Consider the following 14,067-nt stretch of genomic DNA (forward strand, 5'->3'; position numbering starts at 1 on the left):
GTCAGGACCTGGGGGTGGAAGGTTCGAAGGAATCGCCCGCGAGCAGGCGCCAGCGGTAGAGACCAAGGAAGGCGGGGTTCTCGGGCACGGGGCGGAAATCGGGGTCGGGATGGTGGAGCAGGTCGTCCAGGCGGGCCCGGCGCACCTCGCCGGGCTGGCGGGCCGCGCCGGCGCCTTCGGGTCCCGTGTGGTAGAGCAGCATGGGCGCGCTGTCCAGGTCGGGGCGCACGAAGGCCATGGCATGGTCCGGTTGGAGCCGGGCGCCGCCGCGGGCGAAGAAGATCAGGTCGCCGGGCCGGGCGAGCTGGAGGTCCCGCCCCAGCGGTACGCAGGACAGCCGCCGGAGGAAGGCCCCCTTGGCGAAGGCCTGGGTCCCGTCGGGCGTCGGGAAGCCCCGGCGCCACGCGGCTCCGAAGGAGGGGGACGGATCCTGTCCCGCAGGGCCGGCCGTGAAGGCCACGCGTGCGCGCCAGGCTTCGGTGTGGGAAGCCAGAGCCTCGCGGAAGGCGAAGCGGAGCAGCCCCGCGCAGTCCCGCTGTTCCGGCTCCCAGGCAGGGCTCAGTGCTTCCGCCTGCTGCTCGAGGATGGCCACGAACCAGGTTCGGAACGCTTCGCGGTCGCCTTCTTCGGCCAAGGTGGAGGGCCTTACCGCCGCAGTAGGTTGAATGGACAGTGACTGTCTGAAATGGGGCCAGGCGGTGACCACGGCCTCCGCAGGCCGGTCCACCGTCAGGAAGAAGCCCTCCGCCGCCCCGCCCCAGGCCGGGGGCCCGGACAGCGCCACGCCCCAGCCGGGCCGTTTCCAGCCCGCGAGGCTGCGGCTGTCCACGCGGACCACCTGCACCGGGTTCGCCGGATCCGAAGTCAGGATGACTCGGTGCCGGACCGGCACCAGGGCCGCGAAGGCGGCTGCGGTCAGGACCCCGGCCGCGACAAAGGTGCGCCAGGGGGTCATCGCGGACGCCCCTCCAGGCCGCCGGCGGTCCAGTTCCACTCGAGCCGGACCGGCCCCAGGGCTTTCACGGCGCCCAGGAAGGGCCCTAGGCTGAAGGCCAGCTCTCCGGCGGCCTCGTCGGCGCTGGTGGTCTCGCCGATCCACCAGCCGCTGCCAGTGCGGCTTCGAAGGAAGGCGAGAAGGAGGTTCTCCAGCTCCTTGGCGGCGCGGGCGCCGTCCAGTTCCATGCGGCCCCAGGCCCGGGATTCGCTGTCGGCAAGGGTGGGCGCCTGGCCCTGGAGCCCCGCGGAGACGGCCTTCACCGCCGCCTCGTCGGTGCCCAGTACCAGGGTGTCGGCCACCAGGGTCCAGGCGGGCCGGAAGGCCTGGGCCGTCATGACGCGGTGGATCTCCGAGGCCCCGAAGACCTGCTTCTGGTTCTGTCCCTTGAACAGGCGCGGCAGCAGCTTCTTGAGGAGGTTTTCCACCTGCGCGCGCTTGGCACCCTGGATGGGAAGCGCCAAAGCCAGGCTGGGGGCCATGCCGGGCTCCCCGAAGCCGCCGAACGCGGCGATCTTGCCGTCGCGCTGGGCCTGCATGGCGCGCCAGGGATCTTCGCGCCGCAGGCGGGCCAGCTCACTAAGGGAGGCCTTTTCCGCGGGGGAGAGGGCCGGAGCGCCCACCCAGCCGTTCCAGAGCAGGGCTGCGCCTCGGAGGTCGAGACAGGCCTGCAGGGCCGCCGCGTCTTGCCGCAGCGCAGCCCGCTGCCGCTGGCGATCCTGGGCCCGCCCCACGGCCTCCTGGTAGGCCTTCATCTGGGTGGGCGTGAGGGCCTGGCCGCCGTTGGCGAACTCGGGCATCTGGGGCACCGCGAAGGCGGTGTCGTCATCCACCCGGAGGAGGGCGCCCACCAGTTTCTCCGTGGGGCCCGCGCCCAGGGACAGGGTCAGTGCGCCGGTCCGGGGCGCGGCCTTGGCCACGAAGGGATTGGGCCAGGTGCCCTGCTGGGTTCCGGCCAGGCGGCGCCGGAGCGCCTGGTTCTCGAAGGCGGCGTCGGCGCCGATGCGGGGTGCGATCCAGAACGAAAGCTCCGTATCGGGGGCCATGGCGGAGAGGGCCACCCGCGCCCACTCCTGGCGTTCGCGCAGCATGGGAGCGGCACCTGGGAACAGCAGGGCGCGCAGCGGGGCCTCGCGGTCGCTGATCCAGGTGCCCTCGGCCTTCTGGATGAGGTGGAAGACGCCGCCCGAACCACGCAGCTGCTGCACCTCCGTGCTGGTGCCGGCCCCCTTCCAGGTCACCACCCGGGACCGGGCGCCGGAACTCATGGGGTTGAGCTTGAGCAGGGCCATCACCAGCTGCGTGCGGGCCGGGAGGTCCCCGGGAATGAAGACGAGCGTGCCCTGCAGGTCGCGCCCGCCCTCCCGGTCGGCGCCGCCGCCGTAATGCAGCACCCAGGCCTCACGCTGGGCGAGTGGCTCCAGGGCCGGAGAGGCCTGCTTCAACCACGGCTCCAGGTGCCGCACCATGAAGCCCGCCCGGCTGCTCTGGGTCAGGGCCGCGACCACGCCGACATTCTGCCCGCCGGCCTCCGGGTTGCCCCGGCCACCGGCGAGGGTCACCAGCTGTTCGAGGCCAGGCCGCAGCTGCCTCAGGTGGATGAGCACCCCGGGCTGGGCCGCCAGCTCCAGCCCCTTGGGCAGCGTCGCGTGGCCGGCCTGCGTGAAGAGGGCCGGGCTGGGGATCCACTGGAAGCGCCAACCGTTCCTGTCGAGGTGCAGGCCGAGCCCGTGCGTCCAGGGGCGGTCCACCCGATCCGGAGAGCCCAGATAGGCAAGGGCATCCGTTCCGCCCTGCCGATATCCCTGCTGGTAGAGGAACTGCGCCGCTTCCGCGCCGCCCCGCTCCAGGGCGGTGCCGGCCCAGGTTCCCAGGGGCCAGCCGCTCAGGGCCCACAACGCGGCCCGGCGGTCCGCGGGGTTGCGCAGGCGCGACAGGGCCTCGGCACGCTGGTCGTCAGAGCTGGATTGCTCCCATGTCTTCCCTGTCCAGCTCCGGTTCCCTCGGGAGTCGTAGTGGGCCACCGACCAGGTGCGAACCCGCTCCTGGGCCCAGGCCGGCAACTGGGCGTGGGCCTGGATCGGCAGGGCCAGGCCGACCACAACCGGCGCACACCGGGCCCAGGCGATGTTTCGCATCCAAATCCCCCTGCCCCGCACTGGACCCTCCGATGTGGAGCGATCCTATCAAGCCGGACCCCCTGCGCGAGGCATCCAGCTGTGATTTTTTCTACCCTCGTCCCTGGCAGACTGGTTCCATGTCCGAAGCCCTGCCCAACCGATGTGTGCTCCTCAACCTCAGGGGCGTCCTGACGCCTGATCCCCTGAAGACCTGGGCCGTGGATCGCATCCCGGATGCGGCCCTGGCGCTGGAGGGGGACCGGGTGGCCTGGCTGGGCCGGGCTGCGGACCTGCCGGCCGCCTGGGCGGACGCACCCCGGGTGGATGGCGCCGGGGCCTGGGCCACACCGGGCTTCGTGGATCCGCACACCCACCTGCTCTTCGGAGGCAACCGGAGCGGTGAATTCAACCGGCGGCTCCACGGCGTCAGCTATCAGCAGATCGCCGCCGAAGGGGGCGGCATCCGCGAGACCGTGCGCGCCACCCGGAGCGCCACGGTGGCGGAGCTGGTGGCCTCGGGCGAGGCGCGGCTGAAGGCCTTCCGCGAGCGCGGTGTGGTGCACCTCGAGTGCAAGACCGGCTACGGCCTGGAGCTGGAAGCGGAGTCCCGCCTCACCGCGGCCTACGCGGAACTGAAGCGGCGCGGCTGGAGCCTGGATGTGACGCTGCTGCCCGCCCATGACCTGGCGCCGGAATTCGGCGGGGATGTCGAGGCCAATGCCCGGGCCGTGGCCGAGGATTGGCTGCCGGAGCTGGTGCGCCGCCATCCCGGCGTGGCGCGGTTCTGCGATGTGTTCGTGGAGACCGGCGTCTTCAGCGCCGACCAGGGCCGCCGCATCTTCGAGGCGGGACGACGCCTGGGCCTCATCCCCCGCCTCCACGCGGACGAACTCACCTGGACCGGCGGCGCCGAGCTGGCCGCGGACCTGGGCGCCGCCAGCGCCGATCACCTCATGTTCTGCAGCGAGGCGGGCATGAAGGCCATGGCCGCGGCGGGGGTCACCCCCGTGCTGCTGCCGGCGACCACACTCTTCCTCGGCATGCGCGACTGGGCCCCCGCCCGGAAGATGATCGACGCAGGCTGCCGCGTGGCCCTGGCCACGGACTTCAACCCCGGGTCGTGTCCCTGCGTGGATCCCCTCACCGTGCTCCGCCTGGGCTGCCTCCAGCTGCGGATGACCTTCGAGGAGGCCTTCACCGCCATGACCCTCCACGCCGCCCGCAGCCTGCGCCACGCCGACCTGGGCCACCTGCATCCCGGCGCCCGCGCCGAAGTGCTGCTGTGGGATGTCGAAGAAATGCTGGAACTCGTCTACTGGGTGGGCGAGCCCTACCGGCCGAGGTTCCTGCCGGATTGAAGAAAAGGCGCTCAATCGCAGGGGGCGCAGAGAAATAAAGCGCTTTCCCTCTGCGCCCTCGGGGGTTAGGAACTTAAAAAACGAAGCCCCGGGCCGATTCCCGGGGCTTCTCCTACGAGTGCTAGGCGGCCTTACTGTTCGGCGTGCCTTGAGGCCTCCTGCACGATGTGATAAATCCGTTCCTTCGCGCGCAGCTTCGTCTTCTTCAGTTCCACCTCTTCCAGGGACTCCTTGGCGGAGAGGCTCGGCTTCCGTTGGAGATCGCCCAGGCGCGTGTCGGCGGCCTTGTGCTCCTCCATCAGCTTCCGGAATTCAAAGTGTTCCTTCATCAGGCGCTCCTGAAGCTCTGGGCGCAGAAAATCCATGACTCCTCCATGCCGGGGCGGGATCGGGCGGGACCCCGCAGGGTGATAGGGTGGCCCAAGAGTAGGACCGCCCCGGGGGGCGTCAAGGGGTATTCCGGGAGAGACCGGAACTCGTTTGACTTCTGTTATTTCCATGGGATTCTGGGGCCATGTCCCTGGCCATCGATGCACTGCTCCTGGAACGGGCGGACGGCGTCCGTCTGCTGGGGCCCCTGAGCCTTTCCCTGGCCCCTGGGGACCGCCTGGGGCTGGCGGGAGAGAGCGGTTCGGGCAAGAGCCTGCTGGCCCAGGCCTTGTTCGGCGTGCTGCCCCCGGGAGTGCGGCAGGCGGGGGGCTCGATCTCGGCCTTCGGCGTGCCCCTGGATCGACCCGGCGCGGCACGGGACCGCCTCCGGGGCGTCCGGATCGGTTGGGTGCCCCAGGATCCTGGCCAGGCCTTGAATCCCCTCCTGACCCTGGCCCAGCACTTGGCCCTGCTGCCGGAGCTCCATCGCGGAGAATCCGCCCCCGCCGCCCTGGCCCGGCTGACGCCCCTGCTGGAGCAGCTGCGCCTGCCGGCGGATCCGGCCTTCCTGGAGCGCCTCCCGCACCAGCTCAGCGGGGGCCAGCGCCAGCGCCTCGCCCTCGCCATGGCCCTGTCCTGCGATCCAGACCTGCTGGTTCTGGACGAACCCACCACGGCCCTCGATCCGGCGGCGCGGAAGGCCTTCGTGGATCTGGCCCTGGACCTCCAGCAGGAGCGGGGCCTGGGTTTCCTGTGGATCACCCACGATCTGGCCCTGGCGGCCCAGGCCTGCGACCACCTGCTGGTGCTGTACGGAGGCGAACCCATGGAGGCGGGCCCGGTCGCCCGGGTGCTGGGGGCGCCACGCCATCCCTACACGGCCCGCCTGGTGGAGGCCTCCCGGCGCCGGCCCTCGCGCGAATCCGGTTTTCTCCCCGCGCCCCAGGATCGCCCGGCAGGCTGCCCCTTCCGCCCCCGGTGCGCCGTCGCCTCGGGAGCCTGCGCCGCCTGGGCGCCCTGGCAGGGAACGGCAAGCCAGGGTTTCCGTTGCGAGCAGCCCCTGCCGTCCGCAGACTGGACCTCCCCATGCACCCCCTGCTCCGCACCCTCGACCTGACGCCTGGCGCCGGGACGGAATCCTCGGTCCACGACCTGCGCCCCATCAGCCAGGCCGCGGCGACCCGATCCCATGCCCTCCCGCTCCTCCTCAGCCTCGGTCTGACGCCCTTGCTGGTCTATGGGCTCTCCATGAGCCTGCTCGCGCCCGCTTCGCTGCAGTCCGCGCGAAGCGGCGTCAGCCGCGCCGTCCGGTCCGTAACGCTCCTGCTGCAGGAGCCTGCCGCCCCCACCCCTCTCAAAGAACCGGTCCGGAACCTCGTGGGCCCCGAGGGGCCCGGCGGAGTGGGCCACCGGGAGGGGACCTCCACGCTGGACCCAAGGCTGGCCGGCATCCAGACCTCCGCCCGATCCATGCCCACCGATGCCGTGGATCCGGACGACCTGAGCCTCTCCCCCAGGGCGGAGCGGATCGGCCTGTCCCTGAATCCCGCCCTCCCCCTGCAGGCCGGGGGCAACGGGCTGGCCCGGGGGACCGGGAGGGATGCCGCCCGGGGAACGGGCGGACTCATCCGGCCGCCCGTTCCCGTGCCGGTCGCGGATCAGAAGCTGGTCCCCATCCGCCAGGTGCCCATCTACCACCGCCTCTCCCCGGGCGAGGAGGGTGCTGCCACCCGGCAGCCGGTGCGGGTGCGCATCCTCATCGGCGACGATGGCGTGCCCTTTCAGGCCACCGTGGTGTCCGGGCCCGCCCTCCTGCACGAAGAGGCTCTCAGGGCCGCCCGGGAGTGGCGCTTCGAGCCCCTGGGGCCTCATGGCCTCAAGGCCCCGGTGTCGCTGACGCTCACCTTCCACCCCAACCTTCTGCGCCGGCGCTGAAACCGCCGCCCCGCGAATCCTGGCGCCCCCCGGGACCTGGCCCTGGAACCTCGGGCCGCCCCGTGAGACCATGTCTTGCAAGGCGCCGCAGGCCGCGGGCCCCGACCGAAGGCTCCCCATGCTGACCTTGCCCCTGATGCGCGCCCTCACCTTCGACGATGTCCTGCTCGTCCCTGGCTACTCGGAGATCCATCCCAACCAGGTGGACCTGGGCACCCGGCTCACCAAGGACATCTCCCTGCGCATCCCCCTGATCTCCGCGGCCATGGACACGGTGACGGAAAGCCGCATGGCCATCGCCCTGGCCCAGCTGGGCGGCATCGGCATCGTCCACAAGAACCTGCAGCCCGAGCGACAGGCCGAGGAGGTGGACAAGGTGAAGCGGTCGGAGTCCGGCATGATCACCGACCCCATCACCATCGGCCCCGACGCGCCGATCCGCGATGCCGAGGCCCTCATGGCCAAGTTCCGCATCAGCGGCGTGCCCGTGGTGGAGGGGCACCGCCTGGTGGGCATCCTCACCAACCGCGACCTGCGCTTCGAGACCCGCTGGGACATCCCCGTGCGGGAGGCCATGACCAAGGACAACCTGGTCACCGTGCCCGTGGGCACCACCCTCCAGGAAGCCAAGGGCATCCTCCAGAAGCACCGCATCGAGAAGCTGCTGGTGGTGGACGCCCAGGGCCAGCTCAAGGGCCTCATCACCGTGAAGGACATCGAGAAGTCCATCGAGTACCCCAGCGCCTGCAAGGACAGCCACGGGCGCCTGCGGGTGGGCGCCGCCGTGGGCGTGGGCAAGGATCTGCTGGATCGCGCCGCCGCCCTGGTGGAGGCCAAGGTGGATGTGCTCTGCCTGGACAGCTCCCACGGCCACAGCAAGGGCGTGCTCGAGGCCGTGAAGGCCCTCAAGAAGGCCTACCCCTCCCTGCCCCTGGTGGCCGGCAATGTCGCCACCTACAAGGGCGCCCTGGACCTGGCGAAGGCCGGTGCCGACGCCGTGAAGGTAGGCATCGGGCCTGGCTCCATCTGCACCACCCGCATCGTCACCGGCGCGGGCATGCCCCAGATCACCGCCGTGGCCGAGGCCAGCCGGGCCTGTCGCGAGGCGGGCATCACCTGCATCGCCGATGGCGGCATCAAGTTCAGCGGCGATGTGGCCAAGGCCATCGCCGCGGGCGCCGACTGCGTGATGATCGGCAGCCTCTTCGCCGGCACGGACGAGGCCCCGGGCGAGACCATCTTCTACGGCGGTCGCACCTTCAAGGCCTACCGCGGCATGGGGTCCCTGGGCGCCATGAAGCAGGGCAGCAAGGACCGCTACTTCCAGGAAGGCAAGGACGACACCAAGCTCGTGCCCGAGGGCATCGAGGGCCAGGTGCCCTACAAGGGAAAGATGGGCGACCTCGTCACCCAGCTCATGGGCGGCCTGCGGGCCGGCATGGGCCTCAGCGGCGGCGCCACCATCGCCGACTTCCACCAGAAGGCCACCTTCGTGGAGATCAGCGGCGCCGGCCTGCGCGAAAGCCACGCCCACGATGTGATGATCACCAAGGAAGCCCCGAACTACCGGATGGAATAAAGCAGACAAGATTCACCACCAAGACACGAAGACACCAAGAAAAGCTGGTAATTCAGTTGAGGTGACCACGCCATGAAGCCAGGGGATATCGTCTCCTACCTGGAGATGTGCCAAGAAGAAGGGGCGAGCCTTCAGCGAGGCATGAACTTCCAGCTTCGCCCTGGTCATTCCGTAGTACTCATGAGCCTGCGCGCAGGAGCCCCGTACGACGACTCTCTCCTTGAATCTGGTCGAGTGCTCATCTACGAGGGGCATGACGTTTTGAATTTGGCCGCAGGCCCAGATCCCAAACTCGTCGACCAGCCGCTTGAGACCCCTGCTGGAAAACCCACTGAGAACGGAAAATTCTGGGCCGCTGCAAAAGTGCGTGAACAAGGTGGAAATGCTGAGCGGGTGAGAGTCTACGAAAAAATCAAGGCTGGAATTTGGGCCTATAACGGCACCTTTCACCTTCTTTCAGCCTGGATGGAACCATCCAAGAGCCGCAAAGTTGTGAAGTTTCGTATGGAGCTGTCCGACGATGAGGACAATCCAGTTGCGCACCATGGACCCCTCAAACATCAAAGAATGATCCCCAGCCAGGTCAAACAAGCCGTTTGGAAGCGAGATCAAGGCAAGTGTGTCCTCTGCGGAGATCAAAAAAACCTTCACTTCGACCACGAAATTCCCTTTTCCAAAGGGGGGTCCTCGCTGGTGGCAGAGAATGTTCGTCTGCTTTGTGCCAAGCACAATTTAGCCAAGAGCGACAAAATCGAGTGAGTCCTTTGCTGTTTTTGGTGTCTTGGTGGTTAGCTTTTCTTGATTGGTAGATAAATTCTGGAGCCCCCATGTCCCTCCTCGTGAAGAATGTCCGCCTGGTCGATCCTGCGCAGAACCTGGACGGGCCCGGCCTGCTGCTGGTGGTGGACGGGAAGGTGGAAGCCATCGCCACGGACGCGGCGGCCCTGCCGAAGCACGAAGGCGTGGAGGTGGTCGACGGCGGCGGCGCGGTGCTGACGCCGGGCTTCGTGGATCTCCATGTGCACTTCCGCGAGCCGGGGCAGACCCGCAAGGAGAGCATCGAGAGCGGCAGCCGGGCCGCGGTGGCGGGCGGCTTCACCGCCGTGTGCGCCATGGCCAACACCAAGCCCGTGAACGACAGCGTGGCCATCACGGAGATGATGCTCACCCGCGCCGCGAAGGCCGGTCTCTGCCGCTACTTCCCCATCGGTACCGTCAGCCGCGAGATGAAGGGCGAAGAGCTGGCCGACATGGGCACGCTGAAGGCCGCCGGCTGCGTGGCCTTCTCCGATGACGGCCTGCCCATCTCCAGCGCCTCGCTCATGCGTCGCGCCCTGGAATACACGCGCTGGCTCGAGGTGCCCGTGGTGGCGCACGAGGAGGATCGCGACCTCGCCGGCAAGGGCTACATGCACGAAGGCGCCGTGAGCGCATCGCTGGGCTGCCTGGGCATCCCCGCCGCCGCCGAAGAGGCCATGGTGGCCCGAGACATCGTGCTGGCCGAGCACACCGGCGGCCACCTGCACCTGGCCCACCTCAGCACGAAGGGCTCCATGAGGATGGTGCGCGAAGCCAAGGCCCGGGGACTGAAGGTCACCTGTGAGGTGACGCCCCACCACTTCGCCCTGTCGGACAAGGAGCTGATGAAGTTCGACAGCGACTACAAAATGAACCCGCCCCTGCGCACCGAGGCCGACATCCAGGCCGTGCTGGAGGCCCTGGCCGACGGCACCGTGGACGCCATCGCCACGGACCACGCCCCCCACGGCTGGGACGACAAGGAAGTGGAGCTGCCCATCGCCGCCTTCGGCGTCATCGGCCTGGAGACCGCCCTGCCCCTCACGCTCGAGCTGCTGGTGAACAAGAAGGTCATCAGCCTGGCCAAGGCCATCAGCCTGCTCACCTGGGAGCCCGCCAAGGTCTTCCATCTCGACCAGCAGGGCCTCGGCACCTTGAAGCCCGGCGCCCCCGCGGACTTCGTCCTCTTCGACCCCAACGCCCAGGTCCAGGTAGACCGCGCCTTCATCCAGTCCAAGTCCTTCAACACCCCCTTCAAAGGCTGGAGCCTCCCCGGAAAGATCCTGGGCACCTGGGTGGGCGGCAAGCGAGTCTGGGGCTAATCCCAATCCTGTTTTTTAGGTTTGGCTTATCACCCGCGCTTTATCTAAAGCAAGTTATTGAAATACCTTCAACAGCATCTTTCTGATCTTGGGCGGCACCTCTTATCCAAACGAGTGTCGTCTAATCCCTGTTAGGCCCTTTCATGCGCCTGTACCATTTCGTCGATAAGAATCACGGGCTCGATGATCTCCGAAAGCAGAGATTGAAAATTGCCCGTATTCATCAACTCAATGATCCTTTTGAATTCCTAGGCGTTGATCTCACGGAACCATTTTTCCGACAGGCCCTAGAAAAATCAAAATGGGATCTCTCACAATCGAATGGACTCCTCTGCTTTAGCCATAATTGGAGTAATCCAGTTCTGTGGGGTCATTACGCAGACAAACATCGGGGCCTTTGCCTTGGCTTCGACCTTCCTGATGGCCTACCACAAGAAATCACCTACATAGCGAATCGGATGCCTCAACCAAAGCAGGTAGACGAGGCTTTCACTCGAAACCTACTGTTCACAAAATTCGATCATTGGCGATATGAAGAAGAATATCGCGTTTATGTCTCACTTGAAACTGATGAGGGCGGGCTGTTCTTCTCCGAATTCGGGGAAAATCTCGTACTGCGGCAAGTGATTGTAGGTTGTGAATCTGATACGACACGCCACGAGCTTGAACTCGCACTCGGGGATCAGTCATCCAAGGTTTCCTTCATTAAAGCTCGGCTTGACTATCGAAAATTCTCCATGGTGCGCAACCATGATCACAATGCATTTGGGTAATATCTATCAGCTCGGTTGGGCCTAACCCTCCGCTCAACTCGGACCCCGCCTGCATTTCCTTCCGCTCTTTCTCCTCTTACCACTTCCTTGGCTCCGTTCAGCGCCTCGACGCAGGCGTGACCGCTTAGCCTCTTCCGTTATACGCTCGCAATCTGCCATCTCAATTATCGTTGTTATTCTATTCAACTAATTACCGGAGAGATCAAATGGCGAACCGGGTGATTGCCGTTATTCCAGCCTTGCTCATGGCTCTTGGGCTGCGAGGCCAAGAAGGCCCCTCGCGGGTTGGATTTGCGGTGGGATACGCATCTCCGCAGGAGCTGCATGCCGCAGCCGGGATCGCTGCTGGATTGAATGTACATTTCAATCAAGGGACCCCCGGGGAAGGCCGCCTTCGTCTTGAGGGAGTGAGCTTTGGTGTGAAAACGAAGCGCACATCGATAACCACGCTTGAGAGTCAAGGAAGCGCCTGGAGCGTTGGTTACGACTGGATGCCTGGCAATAGGAATGTTCGTGGAATTCTCGGAATCGGGGGCATGCATTGGTCTCAGAGATTAGTACAACAGGACATCATCAATGGGGTACCGGGCTTCAGAGCCTATGGTGGGACTAAATCGGGATTCTCTATCGTGCCAACCCTGGGTGCGCAAGTTCGGATCAACCCATACCTCTCAGTTGAAGCTCGTTATGTGATTGCTGCCAATATTGGTAATAACGGTAAATATTACTTTACCTATTCTGAAAACAATGAAATTCGTGAAATGAGATATTTTGTTCTCGGTGTGGAACTGCGTTTCCCAAAGCTGCGATGAGCTGCACGATGACCTGCAGTGACGAATCGGCTCGGCCTGATCCTCCCCTCAAGTCGGACCCCGCCTGCATTGCCTTCCGATCTTTCTTGCCTTCTCGGTTCTCAGGTCCCGCTCAGCAGCCCGGTGCAGGCCACGCCAGTTAGCTTCCTTCCATCGGCGTTCCACAGAGGTTCCATGCTTCCCTGGCTCTCATCTCCCATGCTGCTGGTTGCCTTGACGCAGCAGAGTGCGCAATTGCCCCCCATGGGCAACACCCCTCAGGAGCGCTCCTCGCAGGTGGTCCGGTTGGAGCAGGCCAAAGACTACAAAGGCCTTGCTGCTCACGCCCGAGCCTGGATCGACCAGCACCCCGATGACGCGGAGGCTTGGACCTCCCTTGGGGTCGCCCAGTTCAACCTTCACGAGGAAGCCGGAGCCCTTGAGAGCCTTTCCAAGGCCGTGACCCTCAAGCCCGATCTGAAGCGGGCCTGGTACATCCTCGGGCAGATCCATCACCAACGACACGACCAGCCTGCGACCATGAATTGCTATCACCAACTCCAGAAGCTCGATGCCGGGCTTGCCAGGCACTTCTATCGAAATGTCCTCGGTCGCTGGTAACTTGCGCCGATCTTGCTCTTTCTCGATTTTCTGATTCTCGGCTCCGCTCAGCGCCTCGGCGCAGACGGGTCCAGTTCACTTCATCCGTCAGGTATTCTCCCGGAAGCTCCATGGCCCTCGATCCCATGTCCAAGCAAGTTCTAGGCTTCTTTGGGTGGCTCGGTATCTGCTTCCTGGCCGCGGCACTTGGCGCACTCGCCTCCGTGCAAGCGGGGGCCTTCTATCAGTCCCTCGTTCGCCCCCATTGGGCACCGCCTGGCTGGCTGTTTGGCCCTGTCTGGACTGTTCTCTACATCCTCATGGCCATTTCAGCCTGGCTCGTATGGCGTGAGCACGGCTTTCGGAAAGCTGGTCTTGCGCTGTCTCTATTTCTTGTCCAATTAGCGGTGAACGCTTTATGGACTTGGTTGTTCTTTGTTTGGCGCCTGGGCAGCCTGGCCTTTGCCGAGATCCTCATGCTGTGGTTGCTGATCCTCGCCACGGCCTGGATGTTCGGGCGTCGAAGCCGTGTTGCCGGGGCTCTGCTTCTCCCTTATCTGGCCTGGGTATCGTTCGCCTCCGTCCTCACATGGGCCGTGTGGAGAAGCAATCTCCACACCCTCGGCTGACCCTCCGCTCAGCCCGGCCCCACCGACCTTCGACGGGCTCGATGCCCTGTCCTACTTTTTCTTCTTGGCGGGAAAGAGCGCAGCTTTTGCCAGGGGTTCAGCAAGCTTGCCGCTGAGTTCCGCGCCACGATGGGTGGCGCCGTGGATCACCGTCGGTTTGGCCTTCTTCGGTTTCTTGTCGTTCGACATGGCCGTTCTTTCCGAGCGTCGGCAATTCGAGACCGGGCTCCTTGTCCATCATGGGCTCGATTCCCGATGGCGCTCGGTATTTCGCCTGGAAGGGTTTGCCCTCTGGTTGGTGAAGTCAGCGCCGGTGCGCCGCGCGGCGCATCGCCCTCCGCACGAGTCCCCCCAACCATCCCATCCATGGCATCCGCGTCCGGTACGAAAGGCCCGGTCAACCGCATCCTCATGTGCCTTGGCGGAAGATCCGGGCCGTAAAGGCTTTCGTTCATTGGTGAAGCTGCGCGAAATGCCTATGTTATGCATCGGCGAAAGCCACACGAGGAGGGCGATATGAAAAACTATCACCTCGCCAAGGAAGGAAACGCCTGGGCCCTCAAGCCTGAAGGCGGCCGTCGGCCCGTGGTCCACGCGGCGACCAAGGCGGAAGCCATCGGGCAGACGCGGGTCTACATGCAGCAGCATGCGGGCTCGGTGAAGATCCACAAGGAGGATGGCCAGATCCAGGAGGAACGGACCTATCCGAGGTCCATGGATCCCCGGCGCATCAAGAGCTGAAGCCTGATCCATCCCCAGCGGTCCCCAGGTGCAGGTCCCGGCCCGGGTAGCATGGGTT

The 14,067-nt window shown here is 65.9% G+C and carries 15 protein-coding genes; 11 read left to right on the forward strand and 4 right to left on the reverse strand.

The genetic code is table 11. The features are described from left to right. Position 1: 1 nt before the first annotated feature. Complete coding sequence (locus tag QUD34_RS09200; RefSeq protein ID WP_286353400.1) at positions 2-955, reverse strand: DUF1175 family protein; 954 nt, start codon at positions 953-955, stop codon at positions 2-4. Beyond that, positions 952-3,132, reverse strand: coding sequence for a hypothetical protein (locus QUD34_RS09205; RefSeq protein WP_286353401.1), 2,181 nt, complete (start codon positions 3,130-3,132; stop codon positions 952-954). Before QUD34_RS09205 ends, QUD34_RS09200 begins: the two co-directional genes overlap by 4 nt. Positions 3,133-3,251: 119 nt before the next feature. On the opposite strand from QUD34_RS09205, the gene hutI reads away from it, so the two are divergent. Continuing rightward, complete coding sequence (hutI, locus tag QUD34_RS09210; protein WP_286353402.1) at positions 3,252-4,472, forward strand: imidazolonepropionase; 1,221 nt, start codon at positions 3,252-3,254, stop codon at positions 4,470-4,472. A gap of 131 nt (positions 4,473-4,603) precedes the next feature. Here hutI and QUD34_RS09215 read toward each other — a convergent pair whose 3' ends face one another. Beyond that, positions 4,604-4,837, reverse strand: coding sequence for an HP1242/YdcH family protein (locus QUD34_RS09215; RefSeq protein ID WP_286353403.1), 234 nt, complete (start codon positions 4,835-4,837; stop codon positions 4,604-4,606). Positions 4,838-4,986: 149 nt separating this feature from the next. Here QUD34_RS09215 and QUD34_RS09220 point away from each other — a divergent pair, with 149 nt between their 5' ends. The 9 genes from QUD34_RS09220 to QUD34_RS09260 all read left to right on the forward strand — a co-directional run bounded on the left by QUD34_RS09220 (position 4,987) and on the right by QUD34_RS09260 (position 13,268). After that, complete coding sequence (locus tag QUD34_RS09220) at positions 4,987-5,958, forward strand: ABC transporter ATP-binding protein (RefSeq protein WP_286353404.1); 972 nt, start codon at positions 4,987-4,989, stop codon at positions 5,956-5,958. Then, entirely contained in the window at positions 5,928-6,776 is an 849-nt protein-coding gene (locus tag QUD34_RS09225) for a TonB family protein (RefSeq protein ID WP_286353405.1), read from the forward strand. The genes QUD34_RS09220 and QUD34_RS09225 overlap by 31 nt, the downstream gene beginning before the upstream one ends. Before the next feature lie 118 nt (positions 6,777-6,894). Further along, complete coding sequence (gene guaB, locus QUD34_RS09230) at positions 6,895-8,355, forward strand: IMP dehydrogenase (RefSeq protein ID WP_286353406.1); 1,461 nt, start codon at positions 6,895-6,897, stop codon at positions 8,353-8,355. A gap of 141 nt (positions 8,356-8,496) precedes the next feature. After that, positions 8,497-9,114, forward strand: a complete 618-nt coding sequence (locus QUD34_RS09235; protein WP_286353407.1) for an HNH endonuclease — start codon at positions 8,497-8,499, stop codon at positions 9,112-9,114. Between the two features lie 68 nt (positions 9,115-9,182). Then, positions 9,183-10,475 (forward strand): dihydroorotase, encoded by a 1,293-nt coding sequence (locus QUD34_RS09240; RefSeq protein WP_286353408.1) that lies wholly within the window; start codon positions 9,183-9,185, stop codon positions 10,473-10,475. 143 nt (positions 10,476-10,618) lie between these two features. Continuing rightward, positions 10,619-11,248: a DUF2971 domain-containing protein gene (locus tag QUD34_RS09245; protein ID WP_286353409.1), complete on the forward strand. Its 630-nt coding sequence runs from the start codon at positions 10,619-10,621 to the stop codon at positions 11,246-11,248. A gap of 206 nt (positions 11,249-11,454) precedes the next feature. Further along, complete coding sequence (locus tag QUD34_RS09250; RefSeq protein ID WP_286353410.1) at positions 11,455-12,060, forward strand: hypothetical protein; 606 nt, start codon at positions 11,455-11,457, stop codon at positions 12,058-12,060. Between the two features lie 174 nt (positions 12,061-12,234). Continuing rightward, positions 12,235-12,660, forward strand: a complete 426-nt coding sequence (locus QUD34_RS09255; RefSeq protein WP_286353411.1) for a hypothetical protein — start codon at positions 12,235-12,237, stop codon at positions 12,658-12,660. 110 nt (positions 12,661-12,770) lie between these two features. Then, positions 12,771-13,268, forward strand: a complete 498-nt coding sequence (locus QUD34_RS09260; protein ID WP_286353412.1) for a TspO/MBR family protein — start codon at positions 12,771-12,773, stop codon at positions 13,266-13,268. A 51-nt stretch (positions 13,269-13,319) separates the two neighbouring features. Here QUD34_RS09260 and QUD34_RS09265 read toward each other — a convergent pair whose 3' ends face one another. Continuing rightward, complete coding sequence (locus QUD34_RS09265) at positions 13,320-13,457, reverse strand: hypothetical protein (protein ID WP_286353413.1); 138 nt, start codon at positions 13,455-13,457, stop codon at positions 13,320-13,322. Between the two features lie 327 nt (positions 13,458-13,784). Here QUD34_RS09265 and QUD34_RS09270 point away from each other — a divergent pair, with 327 nt between their 5' ends. Beyond that, on the forward strand, positions 13,785-14,009 hold the full coding sequence (locus QUD34_RS09270; protein ID WP_286353414.1) for a DUF2188 domain-containing protein: 225 nt from the start codon (positions 13,785-13,787) through the stop codon (positions 14,007-14,009). Positions 14,010-14,067 lie beyond the last annotated feature (58 nt).

Origin of the sequence: Geothrix oryzae (assembly GCF_030295385.1) — a bacterium.
Taxonomy (GTDB): domain Bacteria; phylum Acidobacteriota; class Holophagae; order Holophagales; family Holophagaceae; genus Geothrix; species Geothrix oryzae.